This is a genomic window from Zunongwangia sp. HGR-M22 (assembly GCF_027594425.1).
In the GTDB taxonomy this organism is placed as follows: Bacteria; Bacteroidota; Bacteroidia; order Flavobacteriales; family Flavobacteriaceae; genus Zunongwangia.
In genome coordinates this window covers 1,151,203-1,171,483 of sequence record NZ_CP115159.1, presented here as the reverse complement: position 1 = coordinate 1,171,483, position 20,281 = coordinate 1,151,203, and the positions used below count along the sequence as shown (strand labels likewise).

The window sequence follows — 20,281 nt, the reverse complement described above, 5'->3', positions numbered from 1 at the left end:
TCCTTAATTTAAGAATACATTTTATCACGTTGTTCTTTAATTTTAGAATCACTCATATATTCATCAAAAGTCATATAACGATCTATTACCCCGTTTGGCGTAAGCTCTATAATTCTATTTGCTACAGTTTGTGCGAATTCGTGGTCATGAGTGGTAAGCATTACTGTTCCTTTAAAATTCTTCAAAGAATTATTGAAAGCGGTAATAGATTCCAGATCCAAATGGTTTGTTGGCTCGTCTAACATCAACACATTGGCTCTCATCATCATCATTCGGCTTAACATACAACGTACTTTTTCACCACCAGATAATACGTTACTAGTTTTTAATGCTTCTTCCCCACTAAACAACATTTTCCCCAAGAAACCACGAATAAAAACTTCTTCTCTCTCTTCTTCTGTTTTGGCATATTGTCTTAACCAATCGACAAGGGTAAGATCGTTTTCAAAAAACTCTGAGTTATCTAGGGGAAGATAAGATTGTGAAGTAGTTACACCCCAATTATATTTTCCTGAAACTGGCTCTTCTTTTCCGTTTATAATTTCGTAAAACGCAGTAGTTGCCCGGCTATCTCTAGAGAAAACAACTACTTTATCTCCTTTAGATAAATTAATATCTACGCCACTAAATAAGGTTTCTCCCTCGATAGAAGCTTCGAGCTTTTCTATATTTAAAATTTGATCTCCTGCCTCGCGATCCCTATCAAAAATAATAGCAGGATAACGTCGACTAGAAGGCTTAATTTCTTCAATATTAAGCTTATCGATCATTTTCTTACGAGAAGTTGCCTGTTTCGATTTTGCAACATTGGCACTAAAACGCTGGATAAACTCCTGAAGCTCTTTCTTTTTCTCTTCAGCTTTCTTATTCTGCTGAGCACGTTGTCTTGCAGCCAATTGTGAAGATTCGTACCAAAAAGAATAATTACCACTAAAGTGGTTTATTTTACCAAAATCAATATCAGATATATGAGTACAAACGGCATCTAAAAAGTGACGGTCGTGAGACACCACGATAACAGTATTATCATAATGAGCAAGGAAATTCTCCAACCAACTAATAGTTTCATAATCCAAATCGTTAGTAGGCTCATCCATTATTAAAACATCCGGATTACCAAAAAGAGCCTGTGCTAATAACACACGTACTTTTTGCTTACCATCAAGGTCTTTCATTAATGTGTAATGATGCTCAGTTTTAATTCCTAAATTGGATAAAAGCGAAGCGGCTGCACTATCGGCATTCCAACCATCCATTTCTTCAAACTGCACCTGCAGTTCTCCAATACGTTCGGCATTCTCATCTGAATAATCTGCATATAATGCATCGATTTCAGTCTTGATTTCGAAAAGTGGTTTATTCCCTCTCAACACAACTTCTAAAACCGGGTAATCGTCAAATAAATTGTGATTTTGCTCCAGTACAGACATCCTTTTACCAGGCTCTAAATGTACATGCCCAGAGGTTGGATCTGATTTCCCTGATAATATTTTTAAAAATGTAGATTTACCGGCACCATTGGCACCAATAATTCCATAGCAGTTCCCTTCAGTAAAAGTGGTATTCACTTCATCAAAAAGAACTCTTTTACCAAACTGAACCGAAAGATTTGAAACTGAAAGCATAAATTCCTTTAAATTTTTGGCAAAAGTAGCATATATTGTACACTTTCTAAAAGATTAACGTTTATAAAATTCCTTTTAACTCGTACTTAACATGCAAGGTTTTTGGCACAATCTATATTTGCTGTTAATAGAAATCAGTTTTAGCTATGGTTATATAATTTTTTAGGATGAGAAAATTTTTACTTTTCAGTATTATTTCTTCAGTGATCTTTTTCATTAGCTGCAAAAATGACAGAGCTAGTAATGAGAACATTTATATTGGGGGTAAAATTATTAATCCAAATACTAATTATATAATAATTTCTAAGGGTCAAAAACCGGTAGATACCGTCCAGCTAAACGAAAATAACGAATTCGGAAAATATCTTCCCAAACTAGATGCCGGGATTTACACTTTTCAGCATAATCCCGAAAATCAGATTGTATATCTAGAACCCGGTGATAGTATTATTGTATGGGTTAATACTTACGATTTTGACCAATCCCTTAATTTTAGCGGTAGAGGAAGCGAAGAAAGCTCTTTTTTACTTGATTTATTTTTAAGGAATAGAGCGAACAACAATCTGGTATTAGACTACTATAAAATTAAACCTGAAAAGTTTAAAAAAATTAGCGATTCTATACATAAAACCAGAATGACTGAATTTAACCAAAAGGTTAAAGATTACGATCTAAGCGAAAACTTTTTAGAATTAGCGAAACAAAGTATCGATTACGAATTTTACGACCTACGCGAGCGCTACACTTATCTTATCAAGAAATATAATTCAGATTATACAGATCTTATTCCCGAAGATTTCAACAGCTATAGAGATTCTATAGATTTCAATAATAAACTTCTTCAAAATTACTACGTTTATACCAATACGATTGATGATTACCTGCGTACAAGAGCTTTGGAATATTGTATAGAAAAACATAAAGATAGAGATTGTTACAATATTTCTAATTTCCAAAATGTAAAACGAAGAGCTACGCTTATAGATTCACTTTCGAATACACCTTCAATCAAAAATAAATTTCTTGATATACTTCTGAGTAAAGCAGTTACCATGACTTCTAATGAAGAAGACTTGGAAAGGGTGTTAAATTTTGCTAAATCGATAAATTATGCAAATCTTGCTGAAATAAATAAGCTTGCTGAAATTCAGACCAATTATTTTATAGGAAAATCTATAGCAGATTTCACTATCCTAGATGATAATGGAAAAGAGATGACTTATAAGGATATTATAGATAGAAAAACAATTGTATACTTTTGGTCCACCAATAATGCGAGACGTTATTTATGGCAATTTAAAACCATACAAGATTTGCGAGAAAAATATCCTGAATTAGATTTTATAGGAATAAATCTAGATATAGGACAGCATAAAAAATGGCTACAGGTTATGGAAGAAAATAATTACGATACCTCCAACCAATATCAACTATCAAATAGATCATTTGATGAGCATGTTGCTACTAAATATTTATATCGAATTAACTTCTTAGACAAAGATGCCGTTATCGTAAAAGGTGATGAAGCACTAAGCACCTCAGCTGAATTTGAATCTAAACTTCTGGAATTTATAAATAACTAAAAAAGAAAATTACTTATAAACTTCACTTTTTAATTAACTTACAACAAAACTGATTAATTAAAAAGTAGCATATAAAAAAAGCTGCCAAAAGGCAGCTTTTTCAATGTATATATTTGAGTAAATACTACTCGTTTCCTTTTTTATAATCAGCTAAGAATTTCTCCAATCCTATATCTGTTAAAGGGTGTTTTAATAATCCTTCGATAGAAGAAAGTGGTCCTGTCATTACATCTGCTCCAATTTTTGCACAATCAATAACGTGCATGGTGTGACGTATTGATGCTGCTAAGATTTCTGTTTCATAACCGTAGTTATCATAAACCAATCTAATTTCTTCAATCAAGTTAAGACCATTAGTAGAAATATCATCTAAGCGACCAAGGAAAGGAGACACATAAGTTGCTCCCGCTTTTGCAGCTAATAACGCTTGTCCTACAGAAAATACTAAAGTACAGTTAGTCTTAATCCCTTTATCGCTAAAATATTTAATAGCCTTAATACCTTCTTTAATCATTGGCACTTTAACGATAATCTGATCGTGAAGTGCAGCAAGCTCCTCACCTTCTTTTACAATTCCGTCAAAATCTGTAGAAATAACCTCAGCACTAACATCACCAGTTACGATTTCACAGATTTTTTTATAATGATTAATAATGTTTTCTCTTCCAGTAATTCCTTCTTTAGCCATCAAAGAAGGGTTGGTTGTTACACCATCTAAAACACCTAATTCTTGAGCTTCTCTTATTTGATCAAGATTAGCTGTATCAATAAAAAATTTCATATTACAGATTTTTTTAAGTTTATTATCAATTCAATTTAAGTGTAAAAATAACACTTTATCTATACAATTTATAATTTGTAATGATTCATTAGCATCTTCTCGTATGCTTTGTCTGGTAAAAGCTTTTTAAGAACAATACTTGCTTTTTGTAATAAATCACCAACTTTATAATGTCCTTTAGGCTCTTTTTCTTCTATAATTTTTAAAACAGCCTTGGCCATCATTTCTGGGTCCTGACCTTCATCCACATGCTCATTCATCAATTTAAGAGAATCTCCATAAGATTTAGCATAAGGGGAATCTTCTAAAACCGGGGCATGATATCGACCAGAAGCGATATTAGTCGCAAAATCTCCAGGAGCAACACACGTCATTTTTATATTAAACCCTTTCACTTCCATCCTAAACGCTTCTGTAGCAATTTCTAATGCCGCTTTAGAAGCCGAGTAGATTCCGCGATAAGGTAATCCCATATATCCTGCTATCGATGTTATATTAATTATAAGGCCATTGTTTTTTTTGCGCATAGCTGGTAAAACCGCTTTACAAACATTTATAGGACCGTAAAAGTTAGTTTCAAAAGCGTTACGAATTTCCGATGTCGGGGTTTCTTCTATAGGCCCTGTAATTCCTACACCCGCGTTATTAATCAAAATATCAATTCGACCTTCTTTATCTAAAACTAAATTTACTGCTTTAAAGATACTATCTTCCCGAGTAACATCTAAATCTATTAGATTAAAATTTGATGATTTTCCGGTAGAATTTCTACTAGTGCCGTAAACCTTAAAATTATGCTGAGTTAGATAGTCTCCTATTGCTTTACCGATACCTGAAGATCCGCCGGTAATTAAAACTACTTTTTGAGAGAAAGTATCTGTTTTCATAGCGCAAATATGCGATTATTTTTCTTAAATCCCAGATACAAAAAAAGGCAAGTAACCCACATCACACCGCTGCGACCACTTACCCTTGCTGCGTTCCCGCCCTGGGGGATTCAGCAGGAGCTGGTTGTGTGGGACTTGCCGGGTGCAAATATACAATCTTTAGTACTTCTGGCAAGCATTTTTTAAACAGAATTAGTTAATTTAGCCATATAAAATAGGACTTTAAAAGATGATGAAATTTAAATCTCTGTTAATCTTAACATTAGCTTTTTTATATTTTTCCTGCGGAAGCAATTCGGGATCAAAAAATTCTTCATTTAAGATAAAAATTGAAGGAAATAAAAAAGAATTTAAACTCGGCGAACGCATTTCAGGACAAATTGAAAACAAAAAAGAGTTCAAAATAGATTCAGTTGTTGTGCATTTAAATACTGAAAAGGCTACCGCAAAAGCACCAAACTGGTCATTTAATTTTTCTTTGGAAGACGAGAAATTAGGTAATCAAACCCTAGAAGCTGAAGTTTTTTATGAAGGTAAAAAGGATACCACTACCAAATCGATCAAAATTTATAATAACGCAGCTCCAAAAGCTTACACTTTCGAAATCGTAAATACCTATCCTCACGATCCTGAAGCTTATACACAAGGTCTAGAATTCTTAAACGATACTTTATATGAAAGTACCGGCGAATATGGCGAATCTGATCTTAGAAAAGTAGATCTAAAAACCGGGAAAGTTCTGGAAATTATAAATCTGGACGATTCAGTTTTTGGTGAAGGGATGACCATTTTTAAAAATCAAATTATTCTTTTAACCTGGAGAGCAAAAGAAGGTTATATCTATAATCTGAATACTTTTGAGAAAACAGGAACCTTCAGTTACAATCAAAGTAAAGAAGGCTGGGGATTATGCCATGACGGAGAACACATTTATAAAAGTGATGGTACCGAAAAAATCTGGTTACTAAATCCTGAAACTTTAGCTGAAGAAGATTACATACAAATTGCTACTCATAAAAATATTGTTTCTAAAATGAACGAATTGGAATGGGTAGATGGTGAAATTTATGCCAACACCTATCAAAAAGATGGTGTAGCAATCATCAATCCTAAAAATGGTGCTATAGATGGGCTTATCGATTTTAGAGGCTTAAGAGATAAATTAGGAAACAAAAACGAATTGGATGAAGCGAATCATGTTCTAAATGGTATCGCTTACAATCCTCACACCAAGCAATTATTTGTTACCGGAAAACATTGGGATAAATTATTTGAAGTGAAAATCATAGAAAAATAAAATGATTACCAAACCCCAAATTTTTGAACTAGAATTAAAAGTTACTGAATCTGATCTTGATGAACAACAGCACGTAAATAACGTGCAGTATGTGCAATGGATACAGGATGTAGCAAAAGGGCACTGGGAAGATCGAGCTTCCGCAGCTCAAAAAAAGGAATATTTTTGGGTGGTCGTTAGGCACGAAATCGATTATAAGCAACAGGCTTTTCTAGATGATGAGATTTTACTACAAACTTATGTAGATGAAATTACCAATGTCACTTCCATTAGGCACGTACTTATCAAAAACAAAAGCACCGATAAGGTTTTGGTAAAAGCGAAAACAGTTTGGTGTTTACTAAAGCATGGTTCTAACAGACCGGCAAGAATTGATGAAGAAATGAAACTTTTATTTCAGGAAAAATCAGTTTAATTAAATCGTTTATTTATTATCCAGTTATTCAGTAGAAAAATTTCGAGTAAAAAATAACTCGTAAAAAGTGCTACGGAAATTGCCAAAAGATCGCTATTTAAGATATCGATATTAGACATTTCAAAAGAGAAATTAAAAACAGATTTAAATTCACTCCATTTATTGATCAATTTTTCTGAAGCTCCTACTGTTGAAGAAAAATACGAAGAAAGCAATAATATCGCCACAAAGGCTGCGATCATTACCCAACCTTTTTTAGAAATTAGTGGTTCATATTTAATTTTATTTGCTGAAGTTTTGCCGGTTGTTGCTTCGGCTATTTTAATTTCAGGAAGATTGGTCATTACCTTATCGGTAAAATTATAAGAAGGAGTTTCCAGGCTGGATCCCTTGAAAATTTTCTTCGTAAATTCGTCTAATTTCCTTTCTTTATTTTCCATAATTCAGCAACATATCATTCGACAATCTTCTCTTTAAAATAACCGCTAATTGCTTACGGCTTCGGTATAATTTCACTTTCACGTTGGATACAGAAAGATTCATGATTTTAGCTATTTCTTTAACCGACTGATCTTCGTAATAATGTAAAGTTAGCAAAAAAGCATCGTCTTCATTCAGCATATTTATACAGCTAAGAATAGCCATTTTCCGCTCTTTTTCTTCTAAATTATTAATCGCATTATCAATATCTTCAATTTCAAAACCATTGTAAGCATCTACACTTAACTCTTTAAACCTACGCTTCTTAGCCTTTAGGAAATCGAGACAATTATTGTAAGTTACTCGATACACCCAGGTCGAAAATTTTGCCTCTCCTTTAAATTTACTCAAGGATTTATAGATTTTCACAAAACTTTCCTGCGCCACCTCTTCGGCTTCTTCCCTATTTTTAAGCAATCTTAAACACAAAGTAAAGACCATATTTTTATAACGATCTACCAGCACCGAGAATAATAGCTTATCTCCGCCCAGGATTTGATCGATGAGTAATTGGTCTTTTTTGATGGTCATTTAATTGTAGGACGACAACTAGGTAAATCTGGTTACAATAAATTTCTTCTTTCTTTTTCGAAATTATTTGTAACCTATTTTTGTAAAGTATCGTCTTAATTTTAGAAAGCGCTTAAAAATTCATTAATCATATAAAATTAAAAATATGGAACCTGTTATTATATGTATTTCCCTTTTTGCCTGCATCTTTGGTATTTTCTTCCTCTTTTTTCAAACGAGAAATAAAGAACGTCTTGCCCTTATCGAAAATGATAAAGATGCTTCGATATTTAAAGTAAGAAAAGATAGATCGTCACCTGTTTGGGCAGTTATCCTACTTAATTTGTCACTTGTTTTAATGGGTGTAGGTTTTGGTTTTCTAATAGGTAACTTATTCGAAGCTTATACGGTACTAAACGATGATTTAGCATATATTGCCAGTTTATTCTTTACTCCCGGAGCATTTTTACTTTTAGGTTTTTACCTAACGCGTAAGATGAAATTATAAACGAACAAAAAAAGCTACCAAATTGATAGCTTTTTTTATATAATATCGACAAATATCGCTTAAGCTTTAAATAACGGACGACCGTGCATTAAAGAATTTACTTCAGATTTTACTTCAGCTAATTTTGCATCATTATCGATATTCTTAATTACTTTATCAATCAATTCGACAATCTTAGGCATATCTTCTTCAATCAATCCTCTAGTGGTTACCGCCGCAGTACCAATTCTAATTCCTGAAGTTACAAAAGGGGATTTATCATCAAACGGCACCATGTTTTTGTTTACTGTGATATCGGCTTTAGTCAACGCTTCTTCCGCTTCTTTACCACTTACTTCTTTGTTTCTTAAATCGATAAGCATAGAATGGTTATCGGTTCCGCCAGAAATGATCTGATAATTTTTTTCAACAAAAGCCTCCGCCATTTTCTTTGCATTTTTCTTAACCTGCACAGCATAATGTAAAAACTCATCTGTAAGAGCTTCTCCAAAGGCTACTGCTTTTGCGGCAATAATATGCTCTAAAGGCCCACCCTGGTTTCCTGGAAAGATGGCACTATTTAAAAGTGAAGACATCTTTTTAAGATTTCCGTTCTTCAACTTCAAACCAAATGGGTTATCAAAGTCTTTACCCATCATAATAATTCCACCTCTTGGCCCACGAAGTGTTTTATGAGTTGTAGAAGTTACGATATGGCAATGTGGCATTGGGTCTCCAATTACGCCTTTTGCAATAAGCCCGGCAGGATGTGCAATATCGGCGAACAAAATAGCACCAACGCTATCTGCAATTTCTCTAAAGCGTTTATAATCAATTTCACGAGAATAAGCCGAGGCACCAGCAATAATCATTTTTGGCTTTTCCTTTTCTGCAATTTCAGCTACTTTATCATAATCGATAAGTCCGGTTTCTTTATCTACTCCATAAAATACAGGTTCGTATAATTTACCAGAAAAATTTACAGGAGAACCGTGTGTTAAGTGTCCACCGTGAGAAAGATCAAAACCTAAGAATTTCTCACCTGGTTTTAAACATGCCTGGAAAACTGCAGTATTGGCTTGTGATCCAGAATGTGGCTGCACATTTGCATACTCTGCTCCAAAAAGTTCCTTTAGGCGATCGATGGCTAACTGCTCTACTTCATCTACAACTTCACATCCACCGTAATATCTTTTACCGGGATATCCCTCTGCGTATTTATTGGTAAGTACAGATCCGGCAGCTTCCATTACCTGATCACTAACAAAGTTTTCACTCGCAATAAGCTCTAAACCATGCAGTTGACGTTCTTTCTCCTTCTCGATTAGATCAAAAATTTGTGTATCTCGTTGCATCTTAATTATTTACGTTAAATATTAATCAAAAGTAATAAATACATTCGGTTAATTACAGGAAAATAATATATTTGAATCAACTAGATTTTAACAAATTCTCATTTTTATATGTCTATTACCGCAAACGATCCTAACAGAAAAACCTGGCTAGATATTTCAAAGGATACCGATTTTCCAATTCAGAATATCCCTTTTGGTGTTTTTTTAACCAGAGATGATATTATCACTATCGGAACCAGAATTGGGGATTTTGCGATCGACCTTGGTGCATTACATCAACTAGGCTATTTTGAAGGTATTCCTTTAACCGATGATATTTTTCTTCAGGATACTTTAAATGATTTTATTTCTGATGGTAAAAAAACTTGGCGATTGGTAAGAAATCGTATTGCTGAGATTTTTGATGAGAAGAACGAAACTTTAAAAAATAATCAGGAACATCGCAATGTGGTTCTATTCACTTTAGATGAAATAGAAATGCAAATGCCCGTACAGGTTGGTGATTACACCGACTTTTACTCCAGCAAAGAGCACGCTACAAATGTAGGCAGTATGTTTCGTGATAAAGAAAATGCGTTATTACCAAACTGGCTGCACATTCCTGTAGGTTACCATGGTAGAAGTTCCTCAATAGTAACCAGCCACATCCCGATTCATCGTCCTAAAGGACAAACAATGCCTGAAGGTGCAAGCGAACCAGTATTTGGCCCCTCTAAGCAAGTAGATTTTGAAATGGAAATGGCTTTTATTACCACCGATGCCAATTTGCTGGGAGAACCAATTCCTGTGGATGAAGCTGAAGAATATATCTTTGGAATGGTAATGTTTAATGATTGGAGCGCACGCGATATCCAAAAATGGGAATATGCTCCACTAGGTCCATTTTTAGCCAAAAACTTTGCCTCTTCTATTTCGCCATGGATCGTTACCATGGATGCTTTAGAACCCTTTAGAACTGAAGGACCAAAACCTGAAAAAGAGTTGATGTCTTATCTAAAATATACTGGAAATAAAAGTTTTGATATAAAACTGGAAGTATATTTAAAACCAGAGAACGGAGCTGAAAATTTACTTTCTAAAACAAACTATAAATACTTGTATTGGAATATGAGCCAACAATTGGCGCATCACACTATTAATGGATGCCCGGTAAATTCTGGCGACATGATGGCTTCAGGAACTATTTCAGGAGCAACACCAGATACCTATGGCAGTATGCTGGAACTTTCCTGGAAAGGTGAAAAACCAATAGCTTTAGCAGATGGCAGCTCACGCAGTTTTATTAAAGATAATGACACCGTAATTATGCGAGGACACTGCGAAAATGAAAGTATAAGAATAGGTTTTGGTGAAATTAACACCAAATTATTACCAGTTTTTGAACCTAAAAAGAAGTAATATAACTTTAGTATATAAATAAAAAAAGCTGCCAAATTTGGCAGCTTTTTTTATTTATCCGATTCTACTATAGCTTCGAAATTCTCTCGACTCGCGCATGGTAGCTTCTAAAGCTTTTTTATCGTCGATGCTTCCACCACTCTTTCTATCCTCTGGAAGATTTACTTCGCTGTGGTCTTGGAATTCTCGATCTTCTCTATTGGTTTCTTGACTCTTTTTAATGGCTTCCCATCTTTTTTCAAGTTCCTTAAAATCTATCTCTTTATCCATAACTTTGATTAATCTTTTTCGTCTGTTCAAAATTACGAATGATCATAATTTTTGCCAGATTGATTAATAATGTTTAACAATGGTTTCTAAAAATAAATTAAAAAAACTAATTATTCAAATTTTATAAAAAATCTTTAATATTCTGCACTTCTATATCTTGATGCGAACTGTGATGAACAACTTTTTTGCCCTGAAGTACGATGAGCTGTGGGCTTTCGTGTCTTACCTTAAATCTTTCTGCAATTTCGTTAGAAATATCACGATGACTTAGCAGGTCTAAAAAGTATAATTTCACCTCTGCATCTTCAGGAATATCGTAAGAATTTTCGAATTGTTTTAACACCATCCGGCTAATTCCGCAGCGAGTAGAGTGTTTCAAAATCGCCACCAATTGGTGTTGAGATTCCATTTCTGCAACTTCTAATTGTGAAATATCAGTTAATGCAGTCCAATTCACCTTAGATTCATTTTTCGATTCCTTATCGCCTGCACCAAACATTTTATCAAAAATTCCCATACTTGTTTTTTTTGCAAAGATAAAACCTTCAACCCGAATGCTTAACCCAAAAACCAATGTTTTATATATAATTAGCATTTATGACGTTTTGTCTTAAAATTCATTAAAAATAATGCCATTTTGTCTAATTATCGTTAGGGTATAGCATTTGCTATTTACAATCTGAAAAAGAAAAGACCATGAACTTTAATAATTTTACCATAAAATCACAGGAGGCTATCCAGCAAGCGCAACAGCTTACTCAGGAGATGGACCATCAGCAAATTGAAAATGAACATTTGTTTAAAGCAATTACCATTGTAGATGAAAATGTAACGCCATTTTTGCTGAAAAAATTGAACATTAACGTTAACCTTTTTACGCAAATTCTGGATAATACATTACAGAGTTTTCCAAAAGTTAGCGGCGGAGATATTATGTTGAGCCGAGAAGCCGGTAAAACAGTAAATGAAGCATCTAGCATCGCCAAAAAAATGAACGATGAGTATGTTTCTGTAGAACATTTAATTCTGGCTATTTTTAAATCATCTAGTAAAGTTGCACAAATTTTAAAAGATCAAGGTGCTACTGAGAAAGGATTAAAAGCAGCTATTGAAGAACTTAGAAAAGGAGACCGTGTAACTTCCCAAAGTGCAGAAGAGACATACAACTCCTTAAATAAATATGCAAAAAACCTTAACCAATTAGCTGAAACGGGGAAGCTGGATCCGGTAATTGGGCGTGACGAAGAAATTCGTAGAATTCTACAAATCTTATCGCGTAGAACCAAAAACAACCCAATGTTGGTTGGGGAGCCTGGTACCGGTAAAACTGCAATTGCAGAAGGTTTAGCGCATCGTATTGTAGCTGGCGATGTACCCGAAAATTTAAAAGACAAACAAATTTTCTCTTTAGATATGGGTGCCCTTATTGCCGGCGCTAAATTTAAAGGAGAGTTTGAGGAACGCCTAAAAGCGGTAATTAAAGAAGTTACCGGCAGCGACGGAAACATTGTTCTTTTTATTGATGAAATTCATACCCTTGTTGGTGCCGGTGGTGGCCAAGGTGCTATGGATGCAGCAAATATTTTAAAACCAGCACTTGCCCGTGGTGAGCTTAGAGCAATTGGTGCGACCACTTTAGATGAATATCAAAAGTATTTTGAAAAAGATAAAGCATTAGAGCGTCGTTTCCAAAAGGTAATGGTAGCAGAACCCGATACGGAAAGTGCAATTTCAATACTGCGAGGTATTAAAGAAAAGTATGAGCAACACCACAAAGTACGCATTAAAGATGAAGCTATTATTGCGGCGGTAGAATTATCGCAACGCTACATCACTAATCGATTTTTGCCAGATAAGGCTATTGACTTGATGGATGAAGCTGCTTCTAAACTTCGGATGGAAATTAACTCGAAGCCGGAAGAATTAGATGTGCTAGATCGAAAAATCATGCAGCTGGAAATTGAGATTGAAGCTATTAAGCGTGAGAAAGATGAAACAAAATTAAAATCATTACACGCCGATTTAGCCAATCTTAAAGAAGAACGCAACGAAATTCATGCACAATGGAAAAATGAAAAAGAAGTTGTAGATAATATTCAGAATGCAAAAACTGAAATCGAACAATATAAGCTTGAAGCCGATAAAGCGGAACGCGAAGGCGATTACGGAAAAGTAGCTGAATTACGTTACGGAAAAATAAAAGATGCGCAAGAAAAATTAGAGCGTCTTCAAAAAGAAGTTCAAAAAAAGGAAAGTGGTAAATCTTTAATTCAGGAAGAAGTTACCAACGATGATATTGCTGAAGTTGTTGCTAAATGGACAGGAATTCCTGTAACCAAAATGCTGCAAAGCGAACGCGAAAAATTACTTCGACTAGAAGATGAATTACACCGCCGTGTTGTTGGACAGCAAGAAGCTATAGTAGCTGTAAGTGATGCAGTACGTAGAAGCCGTGCCGGTTTACAGGATCAAAATAGACCTATTGGTTCGTTCTTATTCTTAGGTACAACCGGTGTAGGTAAAACGGAGTTAGCCAAAGCACTGGCCGAGTATTTATTTGATGACGAATCGGCCATGACTAGAATCGACATGAGTGAATATCAGGAACGCCATTCGGTAAGCCGATTGGTTGGTGCACCTCCGGGATATGTGGGTTATGATGAAGGCGGACAGTTAACGGAAGCAGTGCGACGCAAACCCTATTCAGTAGTTCTTTTAGATGAAATTGAAAAAGCACATCCAGATACTTTTAATATTTTATTACAAGTGTTAGATGAAGGGCGATTAACAGATAATAAAGGTCGTCTGGCAGATTTTAAAAATACCATCATCATTATGACTTCAAATATGGGAAGCCAAATCATTCAGGATAAATTTGAAAATATCCCTGATGTAGAAACTGCCATGGAAGCTGCAAAAACAGAAGTTCTTAGCTTATTAAAACAAAGTGTTCGCCCAGAATTCATCAACCGGATCGACGATATTGTGATGTTCTCTCCATTAGCGCAACAGGACATTAAACGAATTGTTGACCTTCAATTAAAAGGCGTGAAGAAGATGCTGGCAAAACAGAATATTGTTTTAGATGCTACTGAACAGGCATTGGAGTTTTTGGCCAAACGAGGATTCGATCCGCAATTTGGTGCCAGACCAGTAAAGCGAACCGTACAAAAAGAGGTATTGAATAAATTATCGAAAGAGATTCTTTCAGGAAATATAAGCACAGATAGTATTATTCTCTTAGATGAATTTGATGATAACTTGGTGTTTAGAAATCAGGAAGAATTAACTGAATCTTAATTTTTATAAATTAAAAGATTAATCATAAAAAAGGGATCGCGATTGCGATCCCTTTCTTTTTTTAAGACTATCCGTCTTAATTACCACCTGTCAATTTCAGTTTTCAATTCTTCTTTAGATTTACCGGTTCTCTCCTGTAATCTACCAAGCATTTCATCAAATTTCCCTTCAGAATAGGTTGCATCGTCATCGGTTACTTTACCGTACTTCTGTTTAAATTCACCTTTTATCTGCTTCCATTTTCCTTCTAACTGATCATTATTCATAACATTTGTTTTTACTGGTTAACACTATAAAAGTACAACTAGAATTAACTGATTAATCATAAGGATTCGCCATATTTTACTTAAGCTTTTGTTATTTTTACCCTGAAAAAAATTATGATGAAGAAATTACCAATTTTAGCCATTTTAGGACTCCTTTTTTATTCCTGTGCCACAACAAATAAAATCGAAAATGATAGATTAAAAATCCGCTTTTTAGATGAATATGTAATCGATAAAGATCTAAAGGTAGATGGCACTAAAGTTGGCGGATTATCTGGAATCGATTATAAAAATGGCAAATATTACCTTATAGTTGATACACCCTCTGATGCGCGGTTTTACGAAGCTGAAGTTGATATTTCTTCAAATAAAATTGATACGGTAAAATTTAATAAAGCTGTTTTTATTGAAAAATCGGCTGATTTTTTTAAAGATCATCCCTTAGATCCCGAATCAATTCGGTTTTTACCAGAAGAAAATCAGGTTTATATCACTAGTGAAGGGAACATCAATAACATACAAGATCCTTCTATTTTTATCTTAAACGAAAATGGAAATTTTGAAGACGCCTTTAAAATCCCAGAACATTTTACAGCTACTGGCGAGCAGAAACCAAGACATAACGGTGTCTTTGAAGGTTTATCTGAAACAATAGATAAAAAAGGCATCTGGGTTTCTACAGAATTACCTTTAGAAAAAGATGGGCCTAAGCCAAAATTATTCCCTACAAAATCATTTACCAGAATCACATATTTTGATAAAGATTCCAAAAAAGCCAGCAAACAATTCGCTTATAAACTAGACGGAATTTCTAAAATCCCTTGGCTATATTTTGCAATTAATGGCGTTACCGAAATTTTAGAATATAAAAAAGATAACTTTTTAGTTTTAGAACGTGCTTATTCAGCAGGACATGGCTCTAAAAGTAATACCGTAAAGATATTTGATGTTGATGCTGAAAATGCTACTAATATTTTAAATCAAAATTCATTAAAAAAAGGCAATTTCAATTCTGCTAAAAAAAGATTAGTTTTTGATTTTAAATCGGTAAGAGATCAATTAACAGATAAGATTATTGATAATATTGAAGGTATTTGCTTTGGACCAAAATTACCGAATGGTAAACAGTCTCTACTTTTAATTTCAGATAATAATTTTAATAGCTTTACTAAGCAGCTCACACAGCTGATTTTATTAGAAATAGATATAAAATAAATCATGACCAGATCGATCACGTTATTAGTGCTTATGCTCACATTTTTGTTTTCCTGCCAAACTACGCCCGGAAATAAGAATGATATTAGCCAAAATAAGTCAGAGAAATCAACAACGTATTATTTTATAAGACATGCTGAAAAAGATACTTCAGACGCTAATAACAAAAACCCTGAATTAACTGCGGAAGGAAAACAGAGAGCTGAACATTGGAAGAATATTTTTGCTGAAGTAGACTTTGATTCGATCTATAGTTCAGATTTCATTAGAACAAAAGAAACAGCACTTCCTACTGCTGAAAGTAAAAATCTTTCAATAAAAATCTACGACCATAAAAATCTGAATTCAGCAGAATTCAGAAAAGCAACATTGGGTAAAAAAGTATTGGTAGTTGGTCATACCAATACTACTCCATATTTTGCCAATCGCACTTTAGGATACGTTCATTTTGAAACTGATATTGACGAATCTGAACACGGCAAATTATTTATCGTACAGGTTAATCCTAACGGAAAAAATTCTATCCAGAATCTTACCGTTAACTAAAAAAGCCGTGATATAGATCACGACTTTTTTCCAACCAATTGCGCTGCAACTAAATCCAGCGTCTTTTTATTTAGATTATCCTTCTAGGATATTGATTGCCTTAGTATTTACAAATTCTTTAATACCAAAACCTCCGTGTTCTCTACCATAACCAGAATTTTTAACTCCTCCAAAAGGCATATTTGGTTGTGCTACACCAAATGAGTTAATAAACACCATTCCGGTATCAAAATGCTTCTCGGCTAGTTCGATCGCTTTTTTCTCATCTTTAGAGAAAATTCCGCCACCTAGTCCAAATCTACTATCGTTAGCAATTCGCATAGCATCTTCATCATCTTTTGCTTTAATTACAGATGCTACTGGCCCAAATAATTCATCGTCGTAAGCAGGTTGTCCTGGATTTACGTTCGCCAGTACGGTTGATGGGTAAAAGAATCCATCACCATCTGGAATTCCGCCACCACATAACACTTTGGCTCCGTTCTTTACACTTTCTTCAACTTGGTTGTGTAATTTCTCTCTTAGATCTTCACGAGCCATCGGTCCAATATCAGAATCTTCATCTGTTGGATCGCCCATTTTTACATTCTTCATTTTCTCTACAAAAGCTTCTAAGAAAGCATCATAGTTTTTCTCTGTAACTACAAATCTTTTTGCTGCAACGCAAGTCTCACCATTATTATAGGTTCTACCCTTTGCACTCCAATTTACAGCAACATCGATATCTGCATCATCTAAAACTAAATAAGCATCATTAGAACCAAGCTCTAGTACTGTTTTCTTTAAGTTTCCTGCTGCTTTCTTAGCTACAGCCCTACCACCGTCGGGACTTCCTGTAAAAGTTACACCTCTTACAAAGTCATTATCAATAATATCATCAGACTGATCGTGATCGATAATCAATACAGTAAATAAGTTTTTAGGCAATCCGGCTTTTTCAAAAATTTCCTGAAGCATCAAACCAGATCCTGTTGTACCCTCAGCATGCTTAAGCAATACTCCGTTACCTGCCATCAAATTAGCAATAGCATAGCGCACTACCTGATATGCAGGGAAATTCCATGGTTGGATTCCGTAGATCACACCAATAGGAGAATATGTAATTATCCCGCGTCCTCCTCCTGGAAGTTTGCGTTCTGGCTCATTCGCCAATTCTTTTTGTCCGGTTTCTGCAGTATAATCACAAATACCTGCGCAAAGTTCAATCTCTTCTTGTGCCTGAGAAACAAGTTTTCCCATCTCGCTACTCATTAGCTTAGAGAACTCATCTTTATAGTCTTTTAATGTGCTTCCTATCTTTTTTAGAACTTCTGCTCTATCGGCTAAAGAATAATGTTTCCATTTTACAAAAGCTTCGTGACATTTTTTAACCGCTTCACTCGCTTCTTCATTCGTCATTAACGGATAATCCTTAAGACTTTTACCAGTCGTTGGATTAACCGTTGTAATCGTTTTGTTTTCAATTAATGTACTCATAGCTTTTCAATTTTTTTCTAAATTACGCCGAAGTGAGTAGCTTTGCTTATAAAGCCCCGTTAAAGCTTTTTGAAATTGAAGTTAATTGAGATTTATTAACATAAAACGCACGTTCCTTAAATCTTATTTTGGATAATGAAGCTCGGTATTTTTGCTTAATTTGATTTTATATAAAACACGGAATTTCTAAAAGAGTTCCTCTATACGATACTCTAAAACTTAAATTTAAAAACATGGCAACCTGGGATGCAACCTTATATAACACAAAGCACGATTTTGTTTTTCACTACGGAAGTTCACTAATCGAACTTTTAAAACCGAAAGCAGGAGAACAAATTTTAGATTTAGGATGCGGAGCAGGACAACTAACCCAGCAAATTGCAGATGCCGGTACTAAAGTTATTGGAATGGATGCTTCTGAAACGATGATTGAAAATGCGAAAACTCATTTTCCAAATATAAAATTCGAAGTTGGCGACGCAGCAAACTTTAGGTTCCCTAAAAAGTTCGATGCCATCTTTTCTAACGCTACCTTACATTGGGTGAAAAATTACCGTGCTGCAGCAAATTGCATGTTTGAAAACTTAAAGAAGAACGGCCGACTAATAATAGAATTTGGAGGTAAAGGAAACGTACAGAAAATCGAGCAAACATTAAAAAAAGTTCTGTTAGAAAAAAACTATTCTAAACAGGCCAATATCGAGTTGTGGTATTTCCCCTCTGTTTCTGAATATACACAGATTTTAGAACAGGCTGGCTTTGAAGTACGCTTAGCAGAATTATATGATCGTCCCACAAAACTGGCCGATCCTGAAAGTGGAATTACAGATTGGCTTTCAATGTTTGGCAAAACTTTTTTTGAAGGTATTCCTGAAAATGAATGCGACATCATCAAAAATGAAGTACAATCCAGATTACAGTCTGAACTTTTAAAAGAAGATGGCTGGTATGCCGATTATCGCCGATTGCGAATTATTGCTTACAAAAATAGCTAATATCGATTTTAAGGATCTGGAATATTTAAGGACTGGAAGTGAAATCCAAAAGCTTGCGTATAAGGAAATTTTAGATCTAAAAATCATGGCCATATTAGGCGAATTTCAGCCTGTACTTACAGGAACCATCCCATTAGATATTGCGATCGCTTCCAGTGACCTTGATATTTCATGCTATGTAGAAAACCATTCTGAATTTCAGGAAAAACTAATCGCTAATTTTGGTAATAAGGATGACTTCAAATTATGGGAAACTTCAAAATTTACAGAATTAGCCACCGTTTGCAGTTTTAAAACTCGCTGTTTTGAAATTGAGATCTTTGGCTAAAATCTACCTGTAAATCAGCAAAATGCTTATCGGCACATGGTTATTGAGCATAAGATGCTTCAGGAAAAAGATAAGAACTTCCGAAGCGAAATTATAAAACTTAAAACCGAAGGCTTAAAAACCGAACCTGCTTTTGCAAAATTACTTCAACTGGAAGGTAATCCCTACCAATCTTTATTAGATATCGAAAATCAATTATTCTGAAAGATCAACTTCAATATCTTCAGTAATAATTTCAGAAAATAATTCGAGTTCCCCAGCCTGATACAGATCGTCCAACTTTTCTAAAGGCGTAGAAAGATCTTTTTCAGCATAGTTTTTATAATCTACAAATCGCAATCCGTTAACTACTCTTGGATTAAACGCTTCTCGAAATCGTATCCCACCGCCATTTACATGATAACTATAGGCCAGATAATCTACGGTGAAAGAATCGGTGTTTATCCAATACATATATTCGTCTTCGTAATCGGTGCCGCCACCTTCCTGATCAAAACTTACTTTAATTTCGTAATACTCCTTATTTTTAATGCTATCCTTACCTATTAATTCTTTGTTTACAGCATCGCCTTCAAGTCCAAAAGGTAATTGCACAAAATAATGCACTGAATTTACTGAATTGGAGTACTTTTTAATTTCACGATTAGATAAAGAAACTGTGGTATCATTTACAATTCTTACAAAACCTTCATTACTTAAACGATCTGAAATAGTGTTCCCTAAAGAATCTATATGAAAACGGTCTAACTGATATTCTCCATTTTTCCGTTTACTTCTATATTTTTTATCTCTAAACTGAAATGTTATTTCTGCAGTTTTATAATTAGCTCCTCCAGAAGCTTCTATGGCTTTATTTACAATCTGAGCCGGGGTAAGTTTTTTTTGATTGCAGGAAACAATAAATAGGATAACAATTATAAGTAGGGTATTTTTTCTCATAGACTAAAATTGTCGGCAAATATAGTAAATCCTTTCAGCAGACTTATATTTGAATTGAAATCGACCAGATTTATTACTTTTGTTTGTTACGATTTTTGTAAAAAGACCCAATATTCGTTTAAAGCTTA

20 protein-coding genes, 1 other RNA gene and 1 pseudogene are annotated in these 20,281 nt (G+C 34.4%); 10 read left to right on the top strand and 12 right to left on the bottom strand.

Annotated features, from left to right (window positions below; genetic code table 11):
* Positions 1-8: 8 nt before the first annotated feature.
* A complete protein-coding gene (locus tag PBT91_RS05195; RefSeq protein ID WP_270060722.1) occupies positions 9-1,625 on the bottom strand; it encodes an ABC-F family ATP-binding cassette domain-containing protein in 1,617 nt (538 codons plus the stop codon).
* Positions 1,626-1,792: 167 nt separating this feature from the next.
* Here PBT91_RS05195 and PBT91_RS05190 point away from each other — a divergent pair, with 167 nt between their 5' ends.
* On the top strand, positions 1,793-3,208 hold the full coding sequence (locus PBT91_RS05190) for a TlpA family protein disulfide reductase (protein ID WP_270060721.1): 1,416 nt from the start codon (positions 1,793-1,795) through the stop codon (positions 3,206-3,208).
* 124 nt (positions 3,209-3,332) lie between these two features.
* Here the strand turns inward: PBT91_RS05190 and fsa are convergent, their stop codons facing one another.
* The 3 genes from fsa to ffs all read right to left on the bottom strand — a co-directional run bounded on the left by fsa (position 3,333) and on the right by ffs (position 5,017).
* Positions 3,333-3,989 carry a fructose-6-phosphate aldolase gene (gene fsa / locus PBT91_RS05185; protein WP_270060720.1) on the bottom strand — a complete coding sequence of 219 codons (657 nt, stop codon included), beginning with the start codon at positions 3,987-3,989 and terminating at the stop codon, positions 3,333-3,335.
* 68 nt (positions 3,990-4,057) lie between these two features.
* On the bottom strand, positions 4,058-4,876 hold the full coding sequence (locus PBT91_RS05180) for an SDR family oxidoreductase (protein WP_270060719.1): 819 nt from the start codon (positions 4,874-4,876) through the stop codon (positions 4,058-4,060).
* A 42-nt stretch (positions 4,877-4,918) separates the two neighbouring features.
* Positions 4,919-5,017, bottom strand: an RNA gene (ffs, locus tag PBT91_RS05175) — signal recognition particle sRNA small type.
* Between the two features lie 88 nt (positions 5,018-5,105).
* On the opposite strand from ffs, the gene PBT91_RS05170 reads away from it, so the two are divergent.
* Together PBT91_RS05170 and PBT91_RS05165 are read left to right on the top strand one after the other, a co-directional pair.
* The gene (locus tag PBT91_RS05170) at positions 5,106-6,173 is read left to right on the top strand and encodes a glutaminyl-peptide cyclotransferase (protein WP_270060718.1); all 1,068 of its coding nucleotides are present in this window, start codon (positions 5,106-5,108) and stop codon (positions 6,171-6,173) included.
* Position 6,174: 1 nt separating this feature from the next.
* Entirely contained in the window at positions 6,175-6,588 is a 414-nt protein-coding gene (locus tag PBT91_RS05165; protein ID WP_270060717.1) for an acyl-CoA thioesterase, read from the top strand.
* Here PBT91_RS05165 and PBT91_RS05160 read toward each other — a convergent pair.
* Positions 6,585-7,028 (bottom strand): hypothetical protein, encoded by a 444-nt coding sequence (locus PBT91_RS05160; RefSeq protein WP_270060716.1) that lies wholly within the window; start codon positions 7,026-7,028, stop codon positions 6,585-6,587. The two genes, PBT91_RS05165 and PBT91_RS05160, sit on opposite strands and share 4 nt — an antisense overlap.
* Complete coding sequence (locus PBT91_RS05155) at positions 7,018-7,599, bottom strand: RNA polymerase sigma factor (protein ID WP_270060715.1); 582 nt, start codon at positions 7,597-7,599, stop codon at positions 7,018-7,020. The genes PBT91_RS05160 and PBT91_RS05155 overlap by 11 nt, the downstream gene beginning before the upstream one ends.
* A gap of 145 nt (positions 7,600-7,744) precedes the next feature.
* Between PBT91_RS05155 and PBT91_RS05150 the strand changes: the two genes are divergently transcribed.
* Complete coding sequence (locus PBT91_RS05150; RefSeq protein WP_270060714.1) at positions 7,745-8,086, top strand: DUF6249 domain-containing protein; 342 nt, start codon at positions 7,745-7,747, stop codon at positions 8,084-8,086.
* Positions 8,087-8,145: 59 nt separating this feature from the next.
* Here the strand turns inward: PBT91_RS05150 and glyA are convergent, their stop codons facing one another.
* Positions 8,146-9,420 (bottom strand): serine hydroxymethyltransferase, encoded by a 1,275-nt coding sequence (gene glyA / locus PBT91_RS05145; protein ID WP_270060713.1) that lies wholly within the window; start codon positions 9,418-9,420, stop codon positions 8,146-8,148.
* Between the two features lie 108 nt (positions 9,421-9,528).
* Between glyA and fahA the strand changes: the two genes are divergently transcribed.
* Complete coding sequence (fahA, locus tag PBT91_RS05140; RefSeq protein WP_270060712.1) at positions 9,529-10,818, top strand: fumarylacetoacetase; 1,290 nt, start codon at positions 9,529-9,531, stop codon at positions 10,816-10,818.
* A gap of 54 nt (positions 10,819-10,872) precedes the next feature.
* Here the strand turns inward: fahA and PBT91_RS05135 are convergent, their stop codons facing one another.
* Both PBT91_RS05135 and ytxJ read right to left on the bottom strand, forming a co-directional pair.
* On the bottom strand, positions 10,873-11,088 hold the full coding sequence (locus tag PBT91_RS05135) for a hypothetical protein (protein WP_270060711.1): 216 nt from the start codon (positions 11,086-11,088) through the stop codon (positions 10,873-10,875).
* A 121-nt stretch (positions 11,089-11,209) separates the two neighbouring features.
* Positions 11,210-11,683, bottom strand: coding sequence for a bacillithiol system redox-active protein YtxJ (gene ytxJ / locus PBT91_RS05130; RefSeq protein ID WP_333474231.1), 474 nt, complete (start codon positions 11,681-11,683; stop codon positions 11,210-11,212).
* A gap of 101 nt (positions 11,684-11,784) precedes the next feature.
* Between ytxJ and clpB the strand changes: the two genes are divergently transcribed.
* Positions 11,785-14,388 (top strand): ATP-dependent chaperone ClpB, encoded by a 2,604-nt coding sequence (gene clpB, locus PBT91_RS05125; protein WP_270060710.1) that lies wholly within the window; start codon positions 11,785-11,787, stop codon positions 14,386-14,388.
* 80 nt (positions 14,389-14,468) lie between these two features.
* On the opposite strand, the gene PBT91_RS05120 is transcribed toward clpB, so the two are convergent.
* Positions 14,469-14,654 carry a CsbD family protein gene (locus tag PBT91_RS05120; protein WP_270060709.1) on the bottom strand — a complete coding sequence of 62 codons (186 nt, stop codon included), beginning with the start codon at positions 14,652-14,654 and terminating at the stop codon, positions 14,469-14,471.
* Positions 14,655-14,768: 114 nt separating this feature from the next.
* Here PBT91_RS05120 and PBT91_RS05115 point away from each other — a divergent pair, with 114 nt between their 5' ends.
* Positions 14,769-15,869, top strand: a complete 1,101-nt coding sequence (locus PBT91_RS05115) for an esterase-like activity of phytase family protein (protein WP_270060708.1) — start codon at positions 14,769-14,771, stop codon at positions 15,867-15,869.
* A 3-nt stretch (positions 15,870-15,872) separates the two neighbouring features.
* Positions 15,873-16,415 carry a SixA phosphatase family protein gene (locus PBT91_RS05110; protein ID WP_270060707.1) on the top strand — a complete coding sequence of 181 codons (543 nt, stop codon included), beginning with the start codon at positions 15,873-15,875 and terminating at the stop codon, positions 16,413-16,415.
* A gap of 75 nt (positions 16,416-16,490) precedes the next feature.
* On the opposite strand, the gene PBT91_RS05105 is transcribed toward PBT91_RS05110, so the two are convergent.
* Positions 16,491-17,891: an NAD-dependent succinate-semialdehyde dehydrogenase gene (locus PBT91_RS05105; protein WP_270060706.1), complete on the bottom strand. Its 1,401-nt coding sequence runs from the start codon at positions 17,889-17,891 to the stop codon at positions 16,491-16,493.
* 233 nt (positions 17,892-18,124) lie between these two features.
* Here PBT91_RS05105 and PBT91_RS05100 point away from each other — a divergent pair, with 233 nt between their 5' ends.
* Together PBT91_RS05100 and PBT91_RS05095 are read left to right on the top strand one after the other, a co-directional pair.
* Positions 18,125-18,886, top strand: coding sequence for a class I SAM-dependent methyltransferase (locus PBT91_RS05100; protein WP_270060705.1), 762 nt, complete (start codon positions 18,125-18,127; stop codon positions 18,884-18,886).
* A pseudogene (locus tag PBT91_RS05095) lies at positions 18,831-19,418 on the top strand (DUF4269 domain-containing protein). The gene PBT91_RS05100 and the pseudogene PBT91_RS05095 overlap by 56 nt, the downstream one beginning before the upstream one ends.
* On the opposite strand, the gene PBT91_RS05090 reads toward PBT91_RS05095, so the two are convergent.
* Positions 19,410-20,153: a DUF6503 family protein gene (locus PBT91_RS05090; protein WP_270060704.1), complete on the bottom strand. Its 744-nt coding sequence runs from the start codon at positions 20,151-20,153 to the stop codon at positions 19,410-19,412. The pseudogene PBT91_RS05095 and the gene PBT91_RS05090 overlap by 9 nt on opposite strands.
* Positions 20,154-20,281: the final 128 nt, after the last annotated feature.